This is a genomic window from Streptomyces kronopolitis (assembly GCF_014646275.1).
In the GTDB taxonomy this organism is placed as follows: Bacteria; Actinomycetota; Actinomycetes; order Streptomycetales; family Streptomycetaceae; genus Streptomyces; species Streptomyces kronopolitis.
This window is the reverse complement of record NZ_BMND01000052.1, coordinates 15,238-32,792: the sequence shown is the minus strand read 5'-3', so window position 1 is coordinate 32,792 and position 17,555 is coordinate 15,238. Positions and strand designations below refer to the sequence as shown.

At 71.2% G+C, this 17,555-nt stretch carries 17 protein-coding genes and 1 rRNA gene; 8 read left to right on the top strand and 10 right to left on the bottom strand.

Annotation, left to right across the window (positions count from 1 at the left end):
* Window positions 1-90: ribosomal RNA gene (gene rrf, locus IEY78_RS31525) — 5S ribosomal RNA — on the top strand; the annotation flags it as partial.
* A gap of 136 nt (window positions 91-226) precedes the next feature.
* The gene (locus IEY78_RS31520; protein ID WP_189104182.1) at window positions 227-751 is read left to right on the top strand and encodes a GNAT family N-acetyltransferase; all 525 of its coding nucleotides are present in this window, start codon (window positions 227-229) and stop codon (window positions 749-751) included.
* A 33-nt stretch (window positions 752-784) separates the two neighbouring features.
* Here the strand turns inward: IEY78_RS31520 and IEY78_RS31515 are convergent, their stop codons facing one another.
* The 6 genes from IEY78_RS31515 to IEY78_RS31490 form a co-directional block, all read right to left on the bottom strand.
* Window positions 785-2,392 (bottom strand): type VI secretion protein, encoded by a 1,608-nt coding sequence (locus tag IEY78_RS31515; RefSeq protein WP_189104180.1) that lies wholly within the window; start codon window positions 2,390-2,392, stop codon window positions 785-787.
* Entirely contained in the window at window positions 2,389-3,813 is a 1,425-nt protein-coding gene (locus tag IEY78_RS31510) for an ATP-binding protein (RefSeq protein ID WP_189104184.1), read from the bottom strand. Before IEY78_RS31510 ends, IEY78_RS31515 begins: the two co-directional genes overlap by 4 nt.
* Window positions 3,814-3,842: 29 nt before the next feature.
* Window positions 3,843-5,405: an SCO6880 family protein gene (locus IEY78_RS31505; RefSeq protein ID WP_189104178.1), complete on the bottom strand. Its 1,563-nt coding sequence runs from the start codon at window positions 5,403-5,405 to the stop codon at window positions 3,843-3,845.
* Complete coding sequence (locus tag IEY78_RS31500) at window positions 5,402-6,721, bottom strand: hypothetical protein (protein ID WP_189104177.1); 1,320 nt, start codon at window positions 6,719-6,721, stop codon at window positions 5,402-5,404. The genes IEY78_RS31505 and IEY78_RS31500 overlap by 4 nt, the downstream gene beginning before the upstream one ends.
* On the bottom strand, window positions 6,711-7,565 hold the full coding sequence (locus tag IEY78_RS31495) for a hypothetical protein (RefSeq protein WP_189104175.1): 855 nt from the start codon (window positions 7,563-7,565) through the stop codon (window positions 6,711-6,713). Before IEY78_RS31495 ends, IEY78_RS31500 begins: the two co-directional genes overlap by 11 nt.
* A gap of 477 nt (window positions 7,566-8,042) precedes the next feature.
* Entirely contained in the window at window positions 8,043-8,351 is a 309-nt protein-coding gene (locus IEY78_RS31490) for a DUF8827 family protein (RefSeq protein ID WP_189104173.1), read from the bottom strand.
* A gap of 515 nt (window positions 8,352-8,866) precedes the next feature.
* Here IEY78_RS31490 and IEY78_RS31485 point away from each other — a divergent pair.
* Entirely contained in the window at window positions 8,867-9,871 is a 1,005-nt protein-coding gene (locus tag IEY78_RS31485) for a C40 family peptidase (protein ID WP_285504502.1), read from the top strand.
* A gap of 205 nt (window positions 9,872-10,076) precedes the next feature.
* Window positions 10,077-10,802, top strand: a complete 726-nt coding sequence (locus IEY78_RS31480) for a phosphatase PAP2 family protein (protein WP_189104169.1) — start codon at window positions 10,077-10,079, stop codon at window positions 10,800-10,802.
* 118 nt (window positions 10,803-10,920) lie between these two features.
* Here the strand turns inward: IEY78_RS31480 and IEY78_RS31475 are convergent, their stop codons facing one another.
* Window positions 10,921-12,522: an FAD-binding oxidoreductase gene (locus tag IEY78_RS31475; protein WP_189104167.1), complete on the bottom strand. Its 1,602-nt coding sequence runs from the start codon at window positions 12,520-12,522 to the stop codon at window positions 10,921-10,923.
* A gap of 234 nt (window positions 12,523-12,756) precedes the next feature.
* Window positions 12,757-12,936 (bottom strand): hypothetical protein, encoded by a 180-nt coding sequence (locus tag IEY78_RS31470; RefSeq protein WP_189104165.1) that lies wholly within the window; start codon window positions 12,934-12,936, stop codon window positions 12,757-12,759.
* A gap of 171 nt (window positions 12,937-13,107) precedes the next feature.
* Between IEY78_RS31470 and IEY78_RS31465 the strand changes: the two genes are divergently transcribed.
* A complete protein-coding gene (locus IEY78_RS31465; protein WP_189104163.1) occupies window positions 13,108-13,974 on the top strand; it encodes an SCO4651 family lipoprotein in 867 nt (288 codons plus the stop codon).
* Between the two features lie 139 nt (window positions 13,975-14,113).
* Entirely contained in the window at window positions 14,114-14,332 is a 219-nt protein-coding gene (locus tag IEY78_RS31460) for a hypothetical protein (RefSeq protein WP_373294282.1), read from the top strand.
* Window positions 14,333-14,368: 36 nt separating this feature from the next.
* Here IEY78_RS31460 and IEY78_RS31455 read toward each other — a convergent pair whose 3' ends face one another.
* The gene (locus tag IEY78_RS31455; RefSeq protein WP_189104159.1) at window positions 14,369-14,785 is read right to left on the bottom strand and encodes a metal-sensitive transcriptional regulator; all 417 of its coding nucleotides are present in this window, start codon (window positions 14,783-14,785) and stop codon (window positions 14,369-14,371) included.
* 193 nt (window positions 14,786-14,978) lie between these two features.
* Between IEY78_RS31455 and IEY78_RS31450 the strand changes: the two genes are divergently transcribed.
* Both IEY78_RS31450 and IEY78_RS31445 read left to right on the top strand, forming a co-directional pair.
* Window positions 14,979-15,599, top strand: coding sequence for a DUF47 domain-containing protein (locus tag IEY78_RS31450; RefSeq protein WP_026170326.1), 621 nt, complete (start codon window positions 14,979-14,981; stop codon window positions 15,597-15,599).
* Between the two features lie 9 nt (window positions 15,600-15,608).
* Window positions 15,609-16,607, top strand: a complete 999-nt coding sequence (locus IEY78_RS31445) for an inorganic phosphate transporter (RefSeq protein ID WP_189104157.1) — start codon at window positions 15,609-15,611, stop codon at window positions 16,605-16,607.
* A 149-nt stretch (window positions 16,608-16,756) separates the two neighbouring features.
* Here IEY78_RS31445 and pstB read toward each other — a convergent pair whose 3' ends face one another.
* Entirely contained in the window at window positions 16,757-17,533 is a 777-nt protein-coding gene (pstB, locus tag IEY78_RS31440) for a phosphate ABC transporter ATP-binding protein PstB (protein WP_093484528.1), read from the bottom strand.
* Between the last annotated feature and the right edge of the window lie 22 nt (window positions 17,534-17,555).

Below are 17,555 nucleotides of genomic sequence, written 5' to 3'. Positions count from 1 at the left end.
CCCGGTTACATTTCGAACCCGGAAGCTAAGCCTTTCAGCGCCGATGGTACTGCAGGGGGGACCCTGTGGGAGAGTAGGACGCCGCCGAACAATCATTGTGGGGAAGCCCCGCACCGTATGGTGCGGGGCTTTTCTGCGTTCCGGGACAGAATCCATTCCGGACAGCCCCCGTTCCAAGGACTGAACTTTCTGGCCCGAGAGCCGGGGCGCTGCGATCCTGTGCCGCATGACGTATGAGATCAGGCCTGTGAAGGCGGCGGAGTGGCAGCGGCTCAGGGAACTGCGGCTGGCGGCCCTGGCGGATCCGGTCGCCCGGGTGGCGTTCAACGAGACGCTGGAGGAGGCCACCGGCCGGCCCGACGAGCTCTGGCAGCGCCGGGCGGCGTGCAGCGAACAGGGCGCCGCGCCGCTGACGTTCATCGGGGAAGCCGCGGACGGGCAATGGGGCGGCATGGTGGTGGTCCTGGTCGAAACGGACGAGGAGATGCCGCAGACCCATCTCGTGGGTGTGTATGTGCGGCCCGAGCACCGGGGGACCGGGCTGGCGCGGGAGTTGTTCCGGGCGGCGATCGCATGGTCGTGGCAGCTCACCGAGCCGGTGGCCGAGCGGGTACGGCTGTGGGTGCACGAGGAGAACGGGCGCGCCGAGGCGTTCTACCGTGCGCTGGGGTTCGTGGAGACGGGGCGGACCGAGGCCGATCCGAAGGACCCGGCCGCGCGGGAGCGGGAGATGGTGCTGAAGCGGGAGTAGCGCGATGCCGTCGTGTGTCCGTGGCGGCGGGTGTCAGGCCGTCAGGGAGTGGTGGGGCCAGCGGGCGCGGGCCTGTTCCTGGGAGCGCATCGTCGCGAGCGTGAGCAGGCCGCTCTTGGCGCCCGTGGCGAGGAGATCGGGCAGTGCGGGCAGCGGGGCGAGGGCCGCGATGTCGTCCAGGACGAGGGTGAGTGGTGGGTCGAGCCGACCGTCAGATGACCGTTCGGCCATGCGGCGGCCGTGCTCGACCACGTTCGTGAGGAGTGCGGTGAGCAGCGGCATCGCACCCGGGTCGGTACGCGGATCCTCCAGCGGATCGCCTACCACGTAAAGCGTTCCCCCCTCGTCGATAAATGATTCGAGGAGCGCGGAATCTGCTCGAAGTGGATTGCAGGCGTCCCGGATGTGGATCGAGGAGAGCGCGGTCAGGGCGCGGCCGGCCAACTGCTGGGCCGCTTCGCGGCGTTCGGCGTAGGCGGTGAGCACGGATTCCAACTCGCCGGCCTGGCCCGCGGAGGCCTTGGGGCTGGTGCGCAGGATGCGTACGGGTTCCTGGGCGGCGCCCGCGGCGTGGGCCCAGCGGTGCAGCTGGCGGAACGGGCGGCCGTCCACCGCGGCGGCGTGCAGCCAGCAGCGCAGCAGGGTCTGGGCGGCGTCCGCGACGGCCGAGTCCGAGGCGCCGGCGGGGCGTACGGGGGCCAGCAGGGCGGCGGCGCGGGTGGTGGCGGTGGCGAGGTCCGTACAGCCGGAGGTCGGCGACCAGCGCAGCCGGGACGGGGTGTCCAGGCGGTGCGTCGGGTCGTAGGTCAGCAGGGGGCCGAGTTTGGCGCGGGCGTCCTTGGTCTCGGACCAGAGGGCGGGATCCGTGGTGGCGACGATCAGCGGGCCGGGGGCGGCGGTGGCCGTGGCCAGGGTGGTGGCGAGGGCGGCGCCGCGGGCGGCGGAGAACTGGAGGCGGGGGAGGGCGGGTTCGTCCGTGCCGCCGGGGTGCGCGGCCGCGGTGGACGGGAGCGGGGGTGAGGTGCGCTGTTCGGGGAGGGGGCCGGTGGGGGAGACCTCGGCGGGCGGGGGAGCCGGTGCGGCCGGGACGGCCGGTGCGGGCCGCGGGTCCTCGCCCGGCGCCGTGAGGGCGGTCTCCTGGAGGGCCTCGCGGGCCTGCCATGCCTCCCGTTCCGCCTGGTGGGCCGACGGCCGTGGTGGCTGCGCGGGTTGGTCTTGTGCCGTGGACGGGCGGGGCGTTGCCCGGCGGGCGGCCCGGACGGCGCGATAGCGGGTGACCGTCCCCAGCGCGAAGATCGCCAGGACCAGCAGCACCATCAGCTGGCCGATGAGGATGCCCCAGAACAGGCCGTAGCCGGAGAGCTCGCTCTTGGGGGTGTCGGGCCAGGCGGCTGCCATGTCGTGGGGTGCGGCGACGAGATGGCGCAGCGCCATCGGGGTGCCGGGGTAGGTGACGCCGGTGGGCCAGGCGCCGTGGGCGAAGAGGCCGGCCAGGCCCGTCGCGGTCCACACCAGCAGGGTCAGGCCCAGCAGGAAGACGAGCAGCCCCACCAGCAGGGAGTCGGGGATGCCGCGCCCGCGGGGGCCGGGCGCCTCGCGGTGGCCGGCGGTGCCCCGTTCGTCGTCGTATCCGGGCCTCACGCCACCGTCTCGCTCGACTCGTCTCTCCACTGCCGCTCCCTCGCCATGGCATCGGCGCGCGCCTCGGCCTCGGCGTCCGCGGCCGCCTGGAGGGCGCGCGCCTCGTCCGTCGGCATCGCGGAGGCCTCGGTCATCGCCCGGTCGGTGTAGACCAGCGGGCGTTCGGCCTCGGTGATGAGGTGCTTGACGACCTGGACGTTGCCGTTGACGTCCCAGACGGCGATGCCGGGGGTGAGGGTCGGGATGATCTCGACGGCCCAGCGCGGCAGGCCGAGCACCCGTCCCGTGGCCCGTGCCTCGTCGGCCTTCTGGGCGTAGATCGTGCGGGTGGAGGCCATCTTGAGGATCGCCGCGGCCTCGCGCGCGGCGGCGCCGTCGACCACGTCGCTGAGATGGTGGACGACGGCCACGAACGACAGGCCGAGCCGCCGGCCGAACTTCAGCAGCCGCTGGAAGAGCTGGGCGACGAACGGGGAGTTGATGATGTGCCAGGCCTCTTCCACGAGGAAGATGCGCTTCTTGCGGTCGGGGCGGATCCAGGTGTGCTCCAGCCAGACGCCGACGATCGCCATCAGGATCGGCATCGCGATGGAGTTGCGGTCGATGTGCGAGAGGTCGAAGACGATGAGGGGGGCGTCGAGGTCGATGCCGGCCGTCGTCGGCCCGTCGAACATGCCGCGCAGGTCACCGTCGACGAGCCGGTCGAGGACCAGCGCGACGTCCAGACCCCAGGCCCGGACATCGTCTATGTCGACATTCATCGCTTCCGCCGACTCCGGTTCCGGATGCCGCAGTTGCTCGACGATGTCGGTCAGGACGGGCTGCCGGTCGGTGATGGTCTCGATCACGTAGGCGTGCGCGACCTTGAGGGCGAAGCCGGAGCGCTCGTCCAGCCCGTGGCCCATCGCGACCTCGATGATCGTGCGCAGCAGGGCCAGTTGGCCGGTGGTGGTGATCGACGGGTCGAGGGGGTTGAGGCGGATGCCGCCGTTGAGGGCGGCGGTCGGGTCCAGGCGGATGGGGGTTATGCCCAGCTCCTGGGCGATGAGGTTCCACTCGCCGACGCCGTCCTCGCCCTGCGCGTCCAGCACGACGACCTGCCGGTCGCGGAACCGCAGCTGCCGCAGCACGTAGGTCTTCTCCAGCGCGGACTTGCCGTTGCCGGACTCGCCCAGGACCAGCCAGTGCGGGGCGGGCAGCTGCTGCCCGTACAGCTGGAAGGGGTCGTAGATGTACCCCTTGCCGCTGTAGACCTCACGGCCGATGATCACGCCGGAGTCGCCGAGACCGGGGGCCGCGGTGGGCAGATACACCGCCTGGGCCTGGCCGGTGGAGGTGCGTACGGGCAGCCGGGTCGTCTCCACCTTCCCGAACAGGAAGCTGGTGAACGCGTCGGTGAGCGCTCCGAGCGGATCGAGCATGGCCATGACGTACGCGCCTCCCAGCGGCTTTAGCGGCGGATCCCGGTCGCGAAGGGCAGGGTGTTGACGAACGCCCGGTGGTGCTCGCGGTCGCACCACTCCAGCTTGAGATAGGACTTGCCGGCCGAGGCGCGGATGGTGCGCTTGTCGCGGGCCAGCGCCTCGGGGGAGCGTGAGGAGACCGTGATGTAGCCGACGAGGTTGACGCCGGCGGCGCCGGAGGCCAGGTCCTCGCCGCGCTGGTCGACGCGGCCGTGGTGGGCGACGTCCCGCGGGTCGACGACGCGGTTCATCTTGGCGGCCCGGCTGGCCTCGGCGTCGTCGTTGGTCTTCTCCGTCAGCATCCGCTCGATGGCGACCTCGGTGGGCTCCAGGTCCATGCAGACCGCGACCGTGCGGATCACGTCAGGGGTGTGCACCAGGAGGGGCGCGAGGAAGTTGACGCCCACAGGGGTGAGCGGCCACTCCTTGACCCAGGCGGTGGCGTGGCACCAGGGCGCGCGGGTCGTCGACTCCCGCGTCTTGGCCTGGAGGTAGGTCGGCTCCATCGCGTCGAGCTCGGCCGGCCAGGTGTTGCGCTTGCTCATCGCCTGGATGTGGTCGATGGGGTGGTCCGGGTCGTACATGGAGTGCACGAGGGAGGCGAGGCGGGCCTGGCCCAGCGGCTGGCGCACCCGGATGTCGGCCTCGGCGAGCCGGGCGCAGATGTCGGTCAGCTCACGGGCCATCACGACCGCGAGGCCGGCGTCGCGGTCCAGCTTCTTGCGCAGCATCCCGCCCTGGTGCATCCGGGCGGCCCGGGCCATGGTCTGCGCCTCCGCGGCCAGCTCGCGGGTGTAGTGCATGCAGGCGACGAGGTAGGCGCGGTGCTGCTCGGAAGAGGTGGAGACCATCGACTGGAGCTGGTCGTAGGAGTCCTGCAGCCAGGCCGGGGAGGAGCGGTCGCCGCGCTGGGAGACGTCCTTGGCGTGCGCGTCGGGGTCGGCGGGCAGGGTGCGGGCGAGCATCTGCAGCCGCGTCACATACCCGTCGCCGTTGGCCACGTGCTTCAGCAGCGTCCCGAAGCGGTCGACCAGCGCCTCCTGGTCCTCGCTGTCCCGCAGGCCGACGCCGGGGCCCTCGATCTCGATGGCGGCGGTGACCGTACGGCGGTCGGCGTGCAGCAGGACGGCGATCTCGTCCGGTCCGAAGGGGGCGGACAGCCAGTTGATCCGGCCGATGCCGGGCGGCGGGCCGATCTCGATCTCCCGGCCGTCCAGCCTCACGCCGGCCTCGGCGGCGCCGGAGCGGTAGGTGGCGCCGCGGCGGACCGTACGGCGGAAGCTGCGCCGGATCTCGAACCACTTGTAGAACGTCCGGCCCTTGTACGGCACATAGACGAGGGCGAGCCCCAGCATCGGGAAGCCGGTGAGGGACACGATCCGCAGCGGCAGCACGGGCACCAGCAGACCGCACATCATCCCGAGGAACGCCCCCACGATGATCAGCGCGATCTCACCCGTCTCGCGGTTCTTGCCGACGATCGCGTTGGGCCGGGCGCGGCCGATCAGGTAGGTGCGGCGTGGCGTGATCGGGTGGGACTGCGTGCTCAACGCCCCTCACCTCCTGATGTCTTGCCGGTGCGGGAGCTGCTGCTCGGGCCGGGGTTCGTACGGGGTGCGGGGGTGGCGGGGGCCGAGGAGCGGCCGCCGCCGGTGCGGGAGCTGTGCGCGGCGACGCCGCCGGCCACCGCGTCGGCCGGCCGGGACTGGCCGCCCTGCGCGCCCTGGGAGGCGCCGCCGTCGCCGCCGGAGCGGCGGGAGCTGTGGGTCTTGATGCCCTGGGAGACCAGTGCGGCCGGCGAGGAGATCATCGCGGCGGCCTGGCTGCCGTCGGTGGCCCGGCCCTTGTTCGTACGGGCCGAGACCATCTCGTCGCCGAAGCCCGGGACGAAGCGGTAGATCACCGCGCTGGCGAAGATGGCGAGGATGATGATGGCGAGGCCGGAGACGACGGCGGAGAAGGCGTTCGGGCCCTTGTCGTGGGAGAGCGCCCCGGCGATACCGAGCACGATCACGATGACCGGCTTCACCATGATCACCGCGATCATGATGCCGGCCCAGCGGCGCACATGGCCCCACATGTTCTTGTCGACCAGGCCCGCGTAGACGACCGTGCCGAGCAGCGCCCCGACGTACAGCAGCGCGGCCCGGATCACCAGCTCCAGCCACAGCACACCGGCGGCGAGGACCGACACCAGCGAGACCACGATCAGCATGATCGGTCCGCCGCCGATGTCGGTGCCCTTGGTGAGCGCCTGCGAGAAGGCGCCGAAGAACGTGTCGGTCTGGGACCCCGTCCCCTTCGCGATGATCTCGGTGACGCCGTCGGTCGCCGACACGATCGTGTAGAGGATCAGCGGGGTGAAGGCGGAGGCCAGCACCGTGAGCCAGAGGAAGCCGACCGCTTCACCGATCGCCTCGGTCAGCCGCACCCCGCGCACCGCGCGCTTGGCGACGGCCAGCAGCCACAGCACGAGCGTGAGGATCGTGGAGGCGGCGAAGACGACGGCGTACTGCCGCAGGAAGGCCGCGTTGGTGAAGTCCACATGGGAGGTGGCCTGCACCGCGTCCGACAACTTGCCGACGATCCACGCGGCGGCCTTCGCGAACCCCTTGGCCAGGGAGCTGAGGGGGTCGAGGGGGTTGTCGTCGGTGAGGCCGCCGGGCTGCTTGGGCGCACCGGATCCGGCTTTGTCACCGGATTGGCAGTAGGCCTTGGCGGGGCCGCGGACGAGGTCACAGGGGTCGCTGCTCGGCGTCGGGTCCGGCGCTGCGAAAGCGCGGGAGGCCAGCAGCACAGCGTTCGTCTGCACGACCGTCACCAACGCGGCGAGGGAGAGGGCACGACGACGGCTGTTAGCGGGCATAGGTGAACCCTCCGAACCCTTGCACGGCCTTGGTCATGTCCCCTGCCGACGCGGCAGCTTGGTCTCTGCCCACCGGAGCGGGACCGTCCTTCTGCGTGAAGTCGGTGACCTTCCAGTCCCCGCCCATCCACTTCAGGTCGAACGTATTCGTGTACCAGCTCTCCGACACGGGGTTCTTGGACTGCGCGCCGGCCAGGCCGAAGAGGGCGGAGTACCAGACCGAGACCTTGGCGGTGTCGCCCTTGAGCGATTCGGTCTTGGTGCCGACCGGGTTCGCGCGCGAGACAAAGGTCATGCCGCTGGGGGCGGAGCCGTCCGGCTTGAGGCCGATCCGGCCGAGGAAGGCAGGGTCGGAGTACACCTTGTCGAGGGCGTTCCTGCGTGCCGCTGCCACGGATGGCGCATAGACGGCGTCGGCGATCTCGCGCCTTGTGGCGGTCTTGTACATGCCGTCGCCGGTGAGCGCCACCGCGTAATTCGCCGCCGCCGACTCCGCCCCCTGCTGGGTCTTGGGGAAGCCCTTCGCGATGCCGTCGTTCTTGCCGGTGACCGGCTTGGTGCCGGTGGGGGCGGTGGGGCGGGCGGCGCCGGCGTCCTTGGCGGAGTCGTCCGAGGGGGATTCGCTGTTGCCGCTGCCGCCGCGGTTGGCGAAGGCGATGGCCGCGAGCAGCAGGACGATCACGCCGACGATGGTGATGAGGTTGCGGCTGGACAGGCCGGTGCGGGAGCGCCGCGCCGTGCCGTAGCCGTCACCGTCGCTGTCGGGAAGTCTGGTCCGTGTCTGGCCCGTCTCGGGACCGCGGTGGCTATCGCCGCCGTAGCCGCCGTCGTCGCTGAGACTCATCGCGCCTGTGCCCCCTCTGCCGCTGTCGCCGTGCGTGCCGTGGTGTTGCCGCCCTCATATGACCGTAGCCGCGCGCGCGGCGACTCGGGTGCTGTGGTTCGAGTACATCTCACCGTGACGGGTCCTCAGATGCGGTACGGCGGAGGCGAATGGGGGACTCTGGGGCATTTGCGCCCCTCGCCCGCTCCGGGGCCGCCACCGCCTTCTTGCGGAGTCCCGTTCCCGGGTGCACCCGCCCCGGGGCTGCGGCCGGCCCGGTCGGTCCGCTGGTGGCGGGGGTGGCCAGGGGGCCGGGCGGTGGCGTCGGGCCGGCGTGAGTGGGCGTCAGCATGTGGCCTCGGCAGGGAAGGTGGATCCGGTGGGGGGTGAGTGGGGGCACGGGGAGGCGGAGAGAGGACGGGCGGGGGCGCATGGGGGGCGGCGCGGGGACGGGCGCGTGTCAGGGTGCGCCGACGGGCCGCCCGGGCTTCGGCGTGCCTAGACCGCCATGCCGTAGACGATGGTGAACAGCGTCCCCAGGGAGCCGATGATGAAGACGCCGGTCAGGCCGGCCACGATGAGGCCCTTGCCCTGTTCGGCGCTGAAGGTGTCGCGCAGCGCGGTGGCGCCGATGCGCTGCTTGGCGGCGCCCCAGATCGCGATGCCCAGGCACAGCAGGATCGCTACCGCCATGACCACCTCGATCATCACGCGGGCCTCGTTGCCCAGGGTCCCGAACGGTCCCCAGTCCGGGGCGATTCCGCCGATGATGGTGGTGATGTCGCCTTTGTCGGCCGCAATGAACATGTGTGAACTCACCGCCCCTTGATGGGTAGTTGTGCGCCTGGCCGGCGCGGTACAGGTCAGCCTCTATCTTCGCTGACAAACGAGCCGTCAGCTGTCGACTTGGCGCCTTTCTTTGACGGATCCCGTGGGAGTGGCGTGGATGTGCGGGCGCACGCCATCCATTGAACCGACTAGTCTCACTGTGTGTATCACGGTGGATAACCCTGAGCAATGATCATCGGAAGCGTCGGTGGCCGGTCCGGCGCGCCGTGCGGGACTGGTCCGTTCGCGTGGCGGCCGCGGGCCGGGCGGCCGCCCCGGACCCGGGTGCAGTGTCCCCCATCCGGCGGTGTTCCCGGCGCGTCCGCGCGCGCACTCACCCTTCGGGCGGTGTGCCCCCTCTGCCGCCCCGTGCCGCCCTTGTGCCGCCCCCTGCGCCGTGTCGTGCGCCGTCGTGCGGCATCTCACGGCGCGAGGCGCGCGGGTCCGGCCGGAAAAAGGCAGTGAACCGCTGCTGGATGAGGGAGGGTTGGGGGGTGCGGAAATTCTGGGTTGCCGGTGGGCTCGGGGCAGGGCTGATGCTCTGTCTGCTCGGGCTGCTCGTGATCGCCACGTTCACGGTGGCGGCCGGGCTCGGCGGGGCCGCCGGGCGGGCCCTGGGGCTCGCGAAGGGCGCGGTGCCGGCGGCGTACCAGCCGCAGGTGCAGAAGTGGGGCACGCTCTGTTCGGCGATAAGCCCCGCGCTGCTGGCGGCGCAGCTCTACCAGGAGAGCGGATGGAACCCCAAGGCGCAGAGCGCGGCCGCCGCGCAGGGACTGGCGCAGTTCATCCCGGGGACGTGGCAGACGCACGGCGTCGACGGGGACGGCGACGGCCGCAAGGACGTGTGGGACCCGGAGGACGCCATCGCCTCGGCCGCCTCGTACGACTGCGAGCTGGCGCGCTATGTGAAGGGCGCCGCGGGCGACCCCACGCACAACATGCTCGCGGCCTACAACGCCGGCGCCTACCGGGTGATCCAGTACAACGGGGTGCCGCCGTACAGCGAGACCCGGAACTACGTGAAGACGATCACGACCCTGGCGAAGAGCTTCGAGGCGCGGACCGGGCCGGTGGCGCCGTCGCGGCAGGCCGCCGGGGCCATCTACTTCGCGCAGGACAAGCTCGGTACCCGCTATCTGTGGGGCGGCACGGGCACCGCGGCGCAGGGCGGCCGGTTCGACTGCTCCGGGCTGACCCAGGCCGCGTACCGCTCGGTGGGCATCGAGCTGCCGCGGGTGGCGAACGACCAGTGGAACGCCGGGCCGCATCCCAAGCGGGACGAGCTGCTCCCGGGCGACCTGGTGTTCTTCGCCTACAACCTGAACGACCCGCGCTCGATCCACCATGTGGGGATGTACGTCGGCGGCGGCTACATGATCAACGCGCCGTACACGGGTGCCGTGATCCGGTTCGACAAGATCGACTCGCCGGACTACATCGGCGCGACGCGGGTCACCTCGGATGGCGCAAAAGCACTGCCGAGCACGAACCCTGCGTGAACATGAGGCCCTGAACTGCAGTGATGAATCAAGCTTCGATAACGTCCTGGTGATCTTCCGGTAGAGAAGGGAACGCCGGGGTCGGGCATCGCGTTTCCTTGGCGTGGGGACGTAGCAGAGATCGCAGCAGCACCCGCTCGACGACCACGGGGGCAGGCAGCACACGAAGGCGCTCGCGCGCGCGAAAGATAAGGGGCCGCGGCAGATGGCTGGACTCGCACTCGAGGGGCCGAATCCCGACGTCGACGTGCTCGACGGCGTCAACGGCCTCGCGAAGGACGCCCCCCACTGGGTCAACAAGGCGATGGAGTACATCGGCGAGTACGGCCTCATCGCCGCGCTCGCGGTGCTGTGCCTGGTGGCCTGGTGGTCCGCGCGCCGCCGGCCCGGTGCGCCGTCCGCCGTCGCGGGGCTGGTCTGGGCGCCGCTGGCCGCGGGCATCGCGCTGCTGGCCAACATCCCGATCCGGGCGTTCGTCGAGCGGCCGCGGCCGTTCAAGGACCACCCCGGCCTGGCGGTGCTGATCCCCGGCAAGAGCGACTTCTCGTTCGTCAGCGACCACGCGACGCTCACCATGGCGGTCGGTGTCGGCCTGTTCGTCGCGCACCGCAAGTACGGCCTGATCGGGATCGGGCTGGCGCTCGCCGAGGGCTTCTGCCGCGTCTACATGGGCGTCCACTATCCGACGGACGTGATCGGCGGCTTCGCCCTGGGCACCGCCGTCGCGCTGCTGCTCGCGCCGCTCGCGCAGGCGCTCCTGGTGCCGCTGATGACGGCGATCGCCGGGTCGAAGCTGGCCTGGCTGGTGCGGGCCCCGGGCGTCGAGGGCGCGGACGGGGACGGCTCGCCCCCCGAGGGCAGCCGGGTGGTGGCCGCGGGCTCGGGGATGCAGCCCGGCCACAAGGAGCGGGACAAGGATCTGGCGGCCTGACGGTCGCGGCCGGCGGGCACTGCCGCCTGACGGCCCGTCGGCAGGGATGACGACCTGGCGGATGCGGACGGCCCGGACCCCTCGCGGGGCCGGGCCGTCCGTGTGTCCGCCGGCGGCCTCAGAGCGCCTGCGGGAAGCTGCTGAACAGCCGCTGCGGGTCGTAGGTGTGCTTGACCTGCGCGAGCCGGCCGGCGGCGGAGCCGTAGTAGGCGGACTTCCAGTCGGTCAGGCCCGGGTCGGTGTAGTTCTGGTAGGCGGCGCCGGAGGAGTAGCGGCGCATCGCGTCATGGAACGAATTCAGCCACGCCGTCTGCTTGGTGGACGAGCCGCCGGCCCCCCAGGACGTCAAGTACTGGGCGAGGAAGCGCGACCCGCGGTGGACGAACGCGGTGTCGGTGCTGCCGACGCGGTTGATGGCCCCGCCCAGCGCCGTCAGGGCCACATTGCCGCCGACGCCGTTGCGGCCGCCGCGCTCGATCTGGTCCATCAGGGCGCGGATGCCGGCCGTCGGCAGCGAGCGGTCGAAGAAGTGCGAGCGGGCGGCGTAGGTCTCGCGGCCCAGCTTGCCGGCGGCGGTGTGCCCGGGCAGCGAACCCGGCATGTGGCACTGCGCGGTGGACTTCGAGGAGCAGCCCGCGTACGACTCCATCGCGTCCAGGTAGCCGATCGGCGTGAGGTGGATGCTGGTGGCGGGGCCGGGGCCGCCGGGCTGGTCGGCGAGCTTGTCGACGGCGTTCTTCAGGTCGCCGTAGCTGCCCATCGAGAAGGCCGCGACGGAGACGCCCGGGGTGCCGCCGGGGCGGGCGTCGAGATGGCAGGCGGACCATATCTCGTCGGCCTGCGTGGGGCCCCACTTCTGCCAGGACGCCACCACCTTCGCGGCCTTCGACCACGGCCAGGTCATGTAGGCCATCACCGAGCGGGGCGCCGGATGCGTACGGAAGCGGAGTTCGGTGACCACGCCGAAGTTGCCGTTGCCGGCGCCGCGCAGCGCCCAGAAGAGGTCGGCGTGCCGGTCCTTGTCGCAGTCGACGGTCTTGCCGTCGGCCGTCACGAGGGTGGCGCCGACGAGGCTGTCGCAGGTCAGGCCGTAGGCGCGGGAGGACACGCCGTGGCCGCCGCCGAGCGTGAGCCCGGATATGCCGACGGTGGGGCAGGAGCCCCCGGGTATGGTCACGCCGTGCGCGCCCAGGCCCTCGTAGACGTCGATGAGCTTGGCGCCGGCGCCGATGCGGGTGACGCCGCCCGAGGGTGCGCCGACCTTGGACAGCGCGGAGACGTCGATGATGAGCTTGTTGTTGCCGCTGGACCAGCCCGCGTAGGAGTGGCCGCCGCTGCGGATGGCCACCGGGGTGTCGTGCCGCCGGGCGAAGGACAGGCACTCGGCGATGTCCGCCGGGTGCTTGACGTAGGCGATGGCCGACGGCTTCAGCGTGTCGTAGCGGGTGTTGTAGAGACGGCGGGCGGTCGCGTAGGCAGCGTCCGACGCCCGTATCAGCTTGCCGTCCAGGCTCTTGGCGAGCGCGGTCCAGGAGGCCCGGGAGGCCCCGCCGGCGACGGCCGCGGTGTTCTGCACCGCGCCGACGCTGTTCGCGGTCCCCGTGGCGGAGGCGGAGGACGCCGCACCCGCCGTGCCGGTCTTGGTGTCGCAGCCGGTGGCCCAGGCGACCGACGTCGCCGCCAGTCCGCCGCCGACCTGTAGGAGTGTGCGCCGCTTCACTGGGATGAATCCCCCTCGATGTCGTCCGGTCGGCCCCGCCCGCCGAGGGACGGCAGAGGTACGGGGCGTGTGCCGAGGAGGCTGATGCGGCGGCGCGCTGCCCCGCGTACCGCTGTGCCCGGTCCTGTCCTGCGCTGTCCGGTAGCGGCCCGAAGTCCGTTACCGGTGGCGGGCATTGCCTCCCCTCCTAGGCAGATGCCGTACGGGCGCGGGGGGTTCCCGGAACGGAGTTCCTCATTCCATCCGGCGGTGCGCAGCGGTGCCCGCCCCGGCGTCCACCAGATGGCGCTCGGCGTCCGTACGCGCCTGCGAGCGGGCGCGCCGGGCCGGCCCCCGCCAGCCGCAGTCGCAGCGGGCGCTGCAGAAGGACCCGCGCTCGGTGGTGGAGGTCGTGTGGGGCGTTCGGTCGGGCACGCCGCCACGCTACGCCCCGTCCGGCGGTGCGTGACGAGCCCCCTCGCCACTCGTTGAACGGATCGGTCGGCGGAACGCACGATGCGGCGGTGGCGCACCGTCCGGCCCACCCGAGCGGACCGGCCGGCCCAGGCCGTTCCCGAAGACAGCGGCCGAGGGGGCTCGTACGCGATGGTGGTGCAGGACAGGCGAGGCGGCGGCGCGGCCGTCGTGGCCATGGCGTGCGGGACGGGGCTGGCGGTCGGGCTGCTGACGACGGGCTGCTCCCCGGACGGCGCCGCGGCCGACGACCAGGAGCCGCCCGGCCGGGGCCCCGCCGCTGCCGCCAGGGACGTGCGGGCCAGTGCCGACGCGCTGCTGCGGGCCCGCTCCGCCCGGGTCGTGACGTCCATGGAGACCGTGAGCGGCGGCACCCGCGTCGCCATCCGCGGCACCGGCGGCTACGACTTCGCCACCAGCACCGGGCGGCTGCGCGTCGTACTGCCCGATCCGGCGGGCCGGGCCGGCGGCGGCCATCAGCCGGTCACCGAGATCCTCGCGCCCGGTGCGCTGTTCATGAAGAACCGCGGCGCCGGGGTGCCCGCCGACAAATGGGTACGGGTCGCCACCGCCTCGCTCGCCGACGGGAACCTGGTCACCGGCGGTGCGACCGATCCGCTGGCCGCCGCCGAACTCCTGCGTGGCGCACGGAATGTGACATATCAGGGCGAAGAGCGGGTGGACGGGGTCATCGTGCGGCACTATCGGGGGGTGACGGACATCCAGGCGGCCGCCCAGGCGGCGTCGTCGCGTACCCGGTCCGCGCTGGTCGCGGCGGAGGAAGGATTCACCACCGACGAGGTGCCGTTCGAGGTGTATCTGGACCGGGCCGGCCGGCTGCGCAGGGTGCGCCAGTGGTTCCGCTTCGCCAACGGCGCACCGCAGGGCGCGGCGGTGGTCTCCACCACGGAGCTGTCCGGTTTCGGCACCGGCATCGCGGTGCAGCTTCCTGACGAGCGCGACATCTATACGGGAAGGGTCGCCTCGGCCACGCCGTAGGGCGGTCGCGGCGGCCGGTCGCAGGACGGGGTGCGGGCGGGCAGCCGGAAATGGTCCATCCGTGCCATGCGCGGAGTGTGCGCCGCTCTTTACGCTGACGGTAACCACCGGAGGCGTGGGAAGGCGCTCGAAGGAGGAGGTGTTGTACGTGGCCGGACACCGCCCGGCGACGGTTCAGGACCACGTCGCCCTCGTCGAGATCGACCTGACCGGTGAGTTGATGATCGCGGCGGCGGCCGCGAGCGAGGATCGGCTCAGCCCGGACCGTATCGACGAGGTGCTGGAGGTCGACGGGGAGGACGGCGGGCGCGCGCAGCCGGTGCCGCCGCTCGGGCCGGCGGGGCGTCCCCCCGGCTAGCAGCGCGCGGCCGGGCCGCCCGGAAGGCCGGCCGGCTCAGGTGCGCAGCATCCGCTCGATCGCCTTGGTCGCCTCCTGGACCTTGGCGTCGATGGCCTCGGGTCCCTGGACGGCCGCGTCGGCGACGCAGTGCCGCAGGTGCTCCTCCAGGAGCTGGAGACCGAAGGACTGCAGGCCCTTGGTGCTCGCCGAGACCTGGGTGAGTATGTCGATGCAGTACACATCCTCTTCGAGCATCCGCTGCAGTCCGCGGATCTGTCCCTCGATCCTGCGCAGTCGCTTGATGTGTGCGTCTTTCTGCTGTGCGTAGCCGTGCGGGCCGACCGCGGGGGCAGTCTCTGCGTTATCGGTCACGGTTTGGGCGTCGCCTCGGTGGTCGGAGTCCGGCTGCGGGGTGGCGCGGGCGGCGGGTGCTGCGGTGCCGCCGTCGGTGTCGGCGTCCATGGTCGTCATGGCCGTCTCCCCTGCTATCTAGGCGTCCATATACCCCTGGTGGGTATATGGTACCGAACTTTACGGGCACCCGTGGTACCCCGTGCAGAGCATGCTGCACGATGGGCGACACTGAAGGAATGCCGGTTAGCTGTGGCTGGATGATGCGCCTAGCATCAACCCGACCGAATCCGATGTACCCCGAGGATTTCACGTGCGCTTTCGTCTGACCCCCAGGGAGACGAGCTTCTACGACATGTTCGCCGCCTCCGCGGACAACATCGTCACCGGCTCGAAGCTCCTGATGGAACTGCTCGGGGCCGACGCCTCGGCCCGGGCGGAGATCGCTGAGCGGATGCGGGCGGCGGAGCACGCGGGGGACGACGCGACCCACGCGATCTTCCACCAGCTGAACTCCTCGTTCATCACGCCGTTCGACCGCGAGGACATCTACAACCTCGCCTCGTCGCTCGACGACATCATGGACTTCATGGAAGAGGCGGTCGACCTGGTCGTCCTCTACAAGGTCGAGGAGCTCCCCAAGGGCGTCGACCAGCAGATCGAGGTGCTGGCGCGGGCGGCCGAGCTGACCGCCGAGGCCATGCCGCATCTGCGGACGATGACCAACCTCACCGAGTACTGGATCGAGGTCAACCGGCTGGAGAACCAGGCCGACCAGATTCACCGCAAGCTGCTGGCGCACCTCTTCAACGGCAAGTACGACGCCATCGAGGTCCTCAAGCTCAAGCAGATCGTGGACATCCTGGAAGAGGCGGCGGACGCGTTCGAGCACGTCGCCAACACGGTCGAGACCATCGCGGTCAAGGAGTCCTGAGCGCCTCCCATGGACACCTTCGCGCTCATCGTGACCATTGCGGTCGCGCTCGGATTCACGTACACCAACGGCTTCCATGACTCCGCCAACGCCATCGCGACCTCGGTCTCGACCCGGGCGCTGACCCCGCGGGCGGCGCTGGCGATGGCCGCCGTGATGAACCTCGCCGGTGCCTTCCTCGGCAGCGGGGTCGCCAAGACGGTCAGCGAGGGGCTGATCGCCACTCCCCACGGCAGCAAGGGGATGGGCATCCTCTTCGCCGCGCTGGTGGGTGCGGTGGTCTGGAACCTGGTCACCTGGTACTTCGGCCTGCCCTCGTCGTCCTCGCACGCGCTCTTCGGCGGCATGGTCGGCGCCGCGCTGGCCGGTGGCACCACCGTGATCTGGTCCGGGGTGGTCGAGAAGGTCGTCCTGCCGATGTTCCTGTCGCCGGTCGTCGGCCTGGTGCTCGGCTACCTGGTGATGGTCGCGATCCTGTGGCTCTTCCGGAAGTCGAACCCGCACAAGGCCAAGCGCGGCTTCCGCATAGCCCAGACGGTGTCCGCGGCCGGTATGGCGCTCGGCCACGGCCTGCAGGACGCCCAGAAGACCATGGGTGTCGTCGTGATGGCCCTGGTCATCGCCGACGCCGAGGAGCCCAACGCCGCGATCCCGATCTGGGTCAAGCTGGCCTGTGCGCTCACCCTCTCGCTCGGTACGTACGCGGGCGGCTGGCGCATCATGCGCACCCTGGGCCGCCGGATCATCGAGCTGGACCCCCCGCAGGGCTTCGCCGCGGAGACCACGGCCGCCTCGGTCATGTACACCGCGTCGTTCATGTTCCAGGCCCCGATCTCCACGACCCATGTCATCACCTCCGCGATCATGGGCGTCGGCTCCACCAAGCGCCCGCGCGCGGTGCGCTGGGGCGTCGCCAAGAACATCGTGATGGGCTGGTTCATCACCATGCCGGCCGCGGCGCTGGTCGCGGCGTTCTCGTACTGGCTCGTCGCGCTGGCCTTCGGCTGACGGCTCCGCACGACGCTGCACGACACGGCAATGGGCCCGCCCCCGGGAAGAGGGGCGGGCCCTTCGTCGTGCGGTGGCACCGCCATGCAGCACCGCAGGACGTGGAGGGGGCGGCCCCGGCCGGTCGCCGGCCGGGGCACGCGCGCGGCTCAGCCGAAGCGGCCGGAGATGTAGTCCTCCGTGGCCTGGACCGAGGGGTTGGAGAAGATCCGCTCGGTCTCGTCGATCTCGACCAGCTTGCCGGGCTGACCGACCGCGGCGAGGTTGAAGAACGCCGTACGGTCCGAGACGCGCGCGGCCTGCTGCATGTTGTGCGTCACGATGACGATCGTGAAGCGCTCCTTCAGCTCGCCGATCAGGTCCTCGATGGCGAGGGTGGAGATCGGGTCGAGGGCGGAGCACGGCTCGTCCATCAGCAGCACCTGCGGCTCGACCGCGATGGCGCGGGCGATGCACAGCCGCTGCTGCTGGCCGCCGGACAGGCCCGAACCGGGCTTGTTCAGCCGGTCCTTGACCTCGTTCCACAGGTTGGCGCCCTTGAGGGACCGCTCGACGATGTCCTTCAGCTCGCTCTTCTTGTACGAGCCGTTGAGCCGCAGACCGGCCGCGACATTGTCGAAGATCGACATCGTGGGGAACGGGTTGGGGCGCTGGAAGACCATGCCGACGGTGCGGCGGACGGCCACCGGGTCGACCCCGGAGCCGTAGAGGTTCTCGTCGTCGAGCATCACCTTGCCCTCGACGCGGCCGCCGGGGGTGACCTCGTGCATCCGGTTCAGGGTGCGCAGGAAGGTCGACTTGCCGCAGCCGGACGGGCCGATGAAGGCCGTCACGGAGCGCGGCTCGACCGTCATCGAGATGTCGTCGATGGCCTTGTGGCTGCCGTAGTACGCGGAGAGGCCGCTGACGTCGATTCGCTTGGCCATGGAAATCACTGCTTCTTTCTGT

Excerpts from the sequence above, each read along its gene's own strand:
- IEY78_RS31480 (WP_189104169.1), top strand. The coding sequence starts at position 10,077 with ATGGCTGGACTCGCACTCGAGGGGCCGAATCCCGACGTCGACGTGCTC.
- IEY78_RS31510 (WP_189104184.1), bottom strand. The coding sequence starts at position 3,813 with ATGCTCGATCCGCTCGGAGCGCTCACCGACGCGTTCACCAGCTTCCTG.
- IEY78_RS31495 (WP_189104175.1), bottom strand. The coding sequence starts at position 7,565 with ATGAGTCTCAGCGACGACGGCGGCTACGGCGGCGATAGCCACCGCGGT.
- IEY78_RS31465 (WP_189104163.1), top strand. The coding sequence starts at position 13,108 with ATGGTGGTGCAGGACAGGCGAGGCGGCGGCGCGGCCGTCGTGGCCATG.
- IEY78_RS31490 (WP_189104173.1), bottom strand. The coding sequence starts at position 8,351 with ATGTTCATTGCGGCCGACAAAGGCGACATCACCACCATCATCGGCGGA.
- IEY78_RS31455 (WP_189104159.1), bottom strand. The coding sequence starts at position 14,785 with ATGACGACCATGGACGCCGACACCGACGGCGGCACCGCAGCACCCGCC.
- pstB (WP_093484528.1), bottom strand. The coding sequence starts at position 17,533 with ATGGCCAAGCGAATCGACGTCAGCGGCCTCTCCGCGTACTACGGCAGC.
- IEY78_RS31520 (WP_189104182.1), top strand. The coding sequence starts at position 227 with ATGACGTATGAGATCAGGCCTGTGAAGGCGGCGGAGTGGCAGCGGCTC.
- IEY78_RS31500 (WP_189104177.1), bottom strand. The coding sequence starts at position 6,721 with ATGCCCGCTAACAGCCGTCGTCGTGCCCTCTCCCTCGCCGCGTTGGTG.
- IEY78_RS31445 (WP_189104157.1), top strand. The coding sequence starts at position 15,609 with ATGGACACCTTCGCGCTCATCGTGACCATTGCGGTCGCGCTCGGATTC.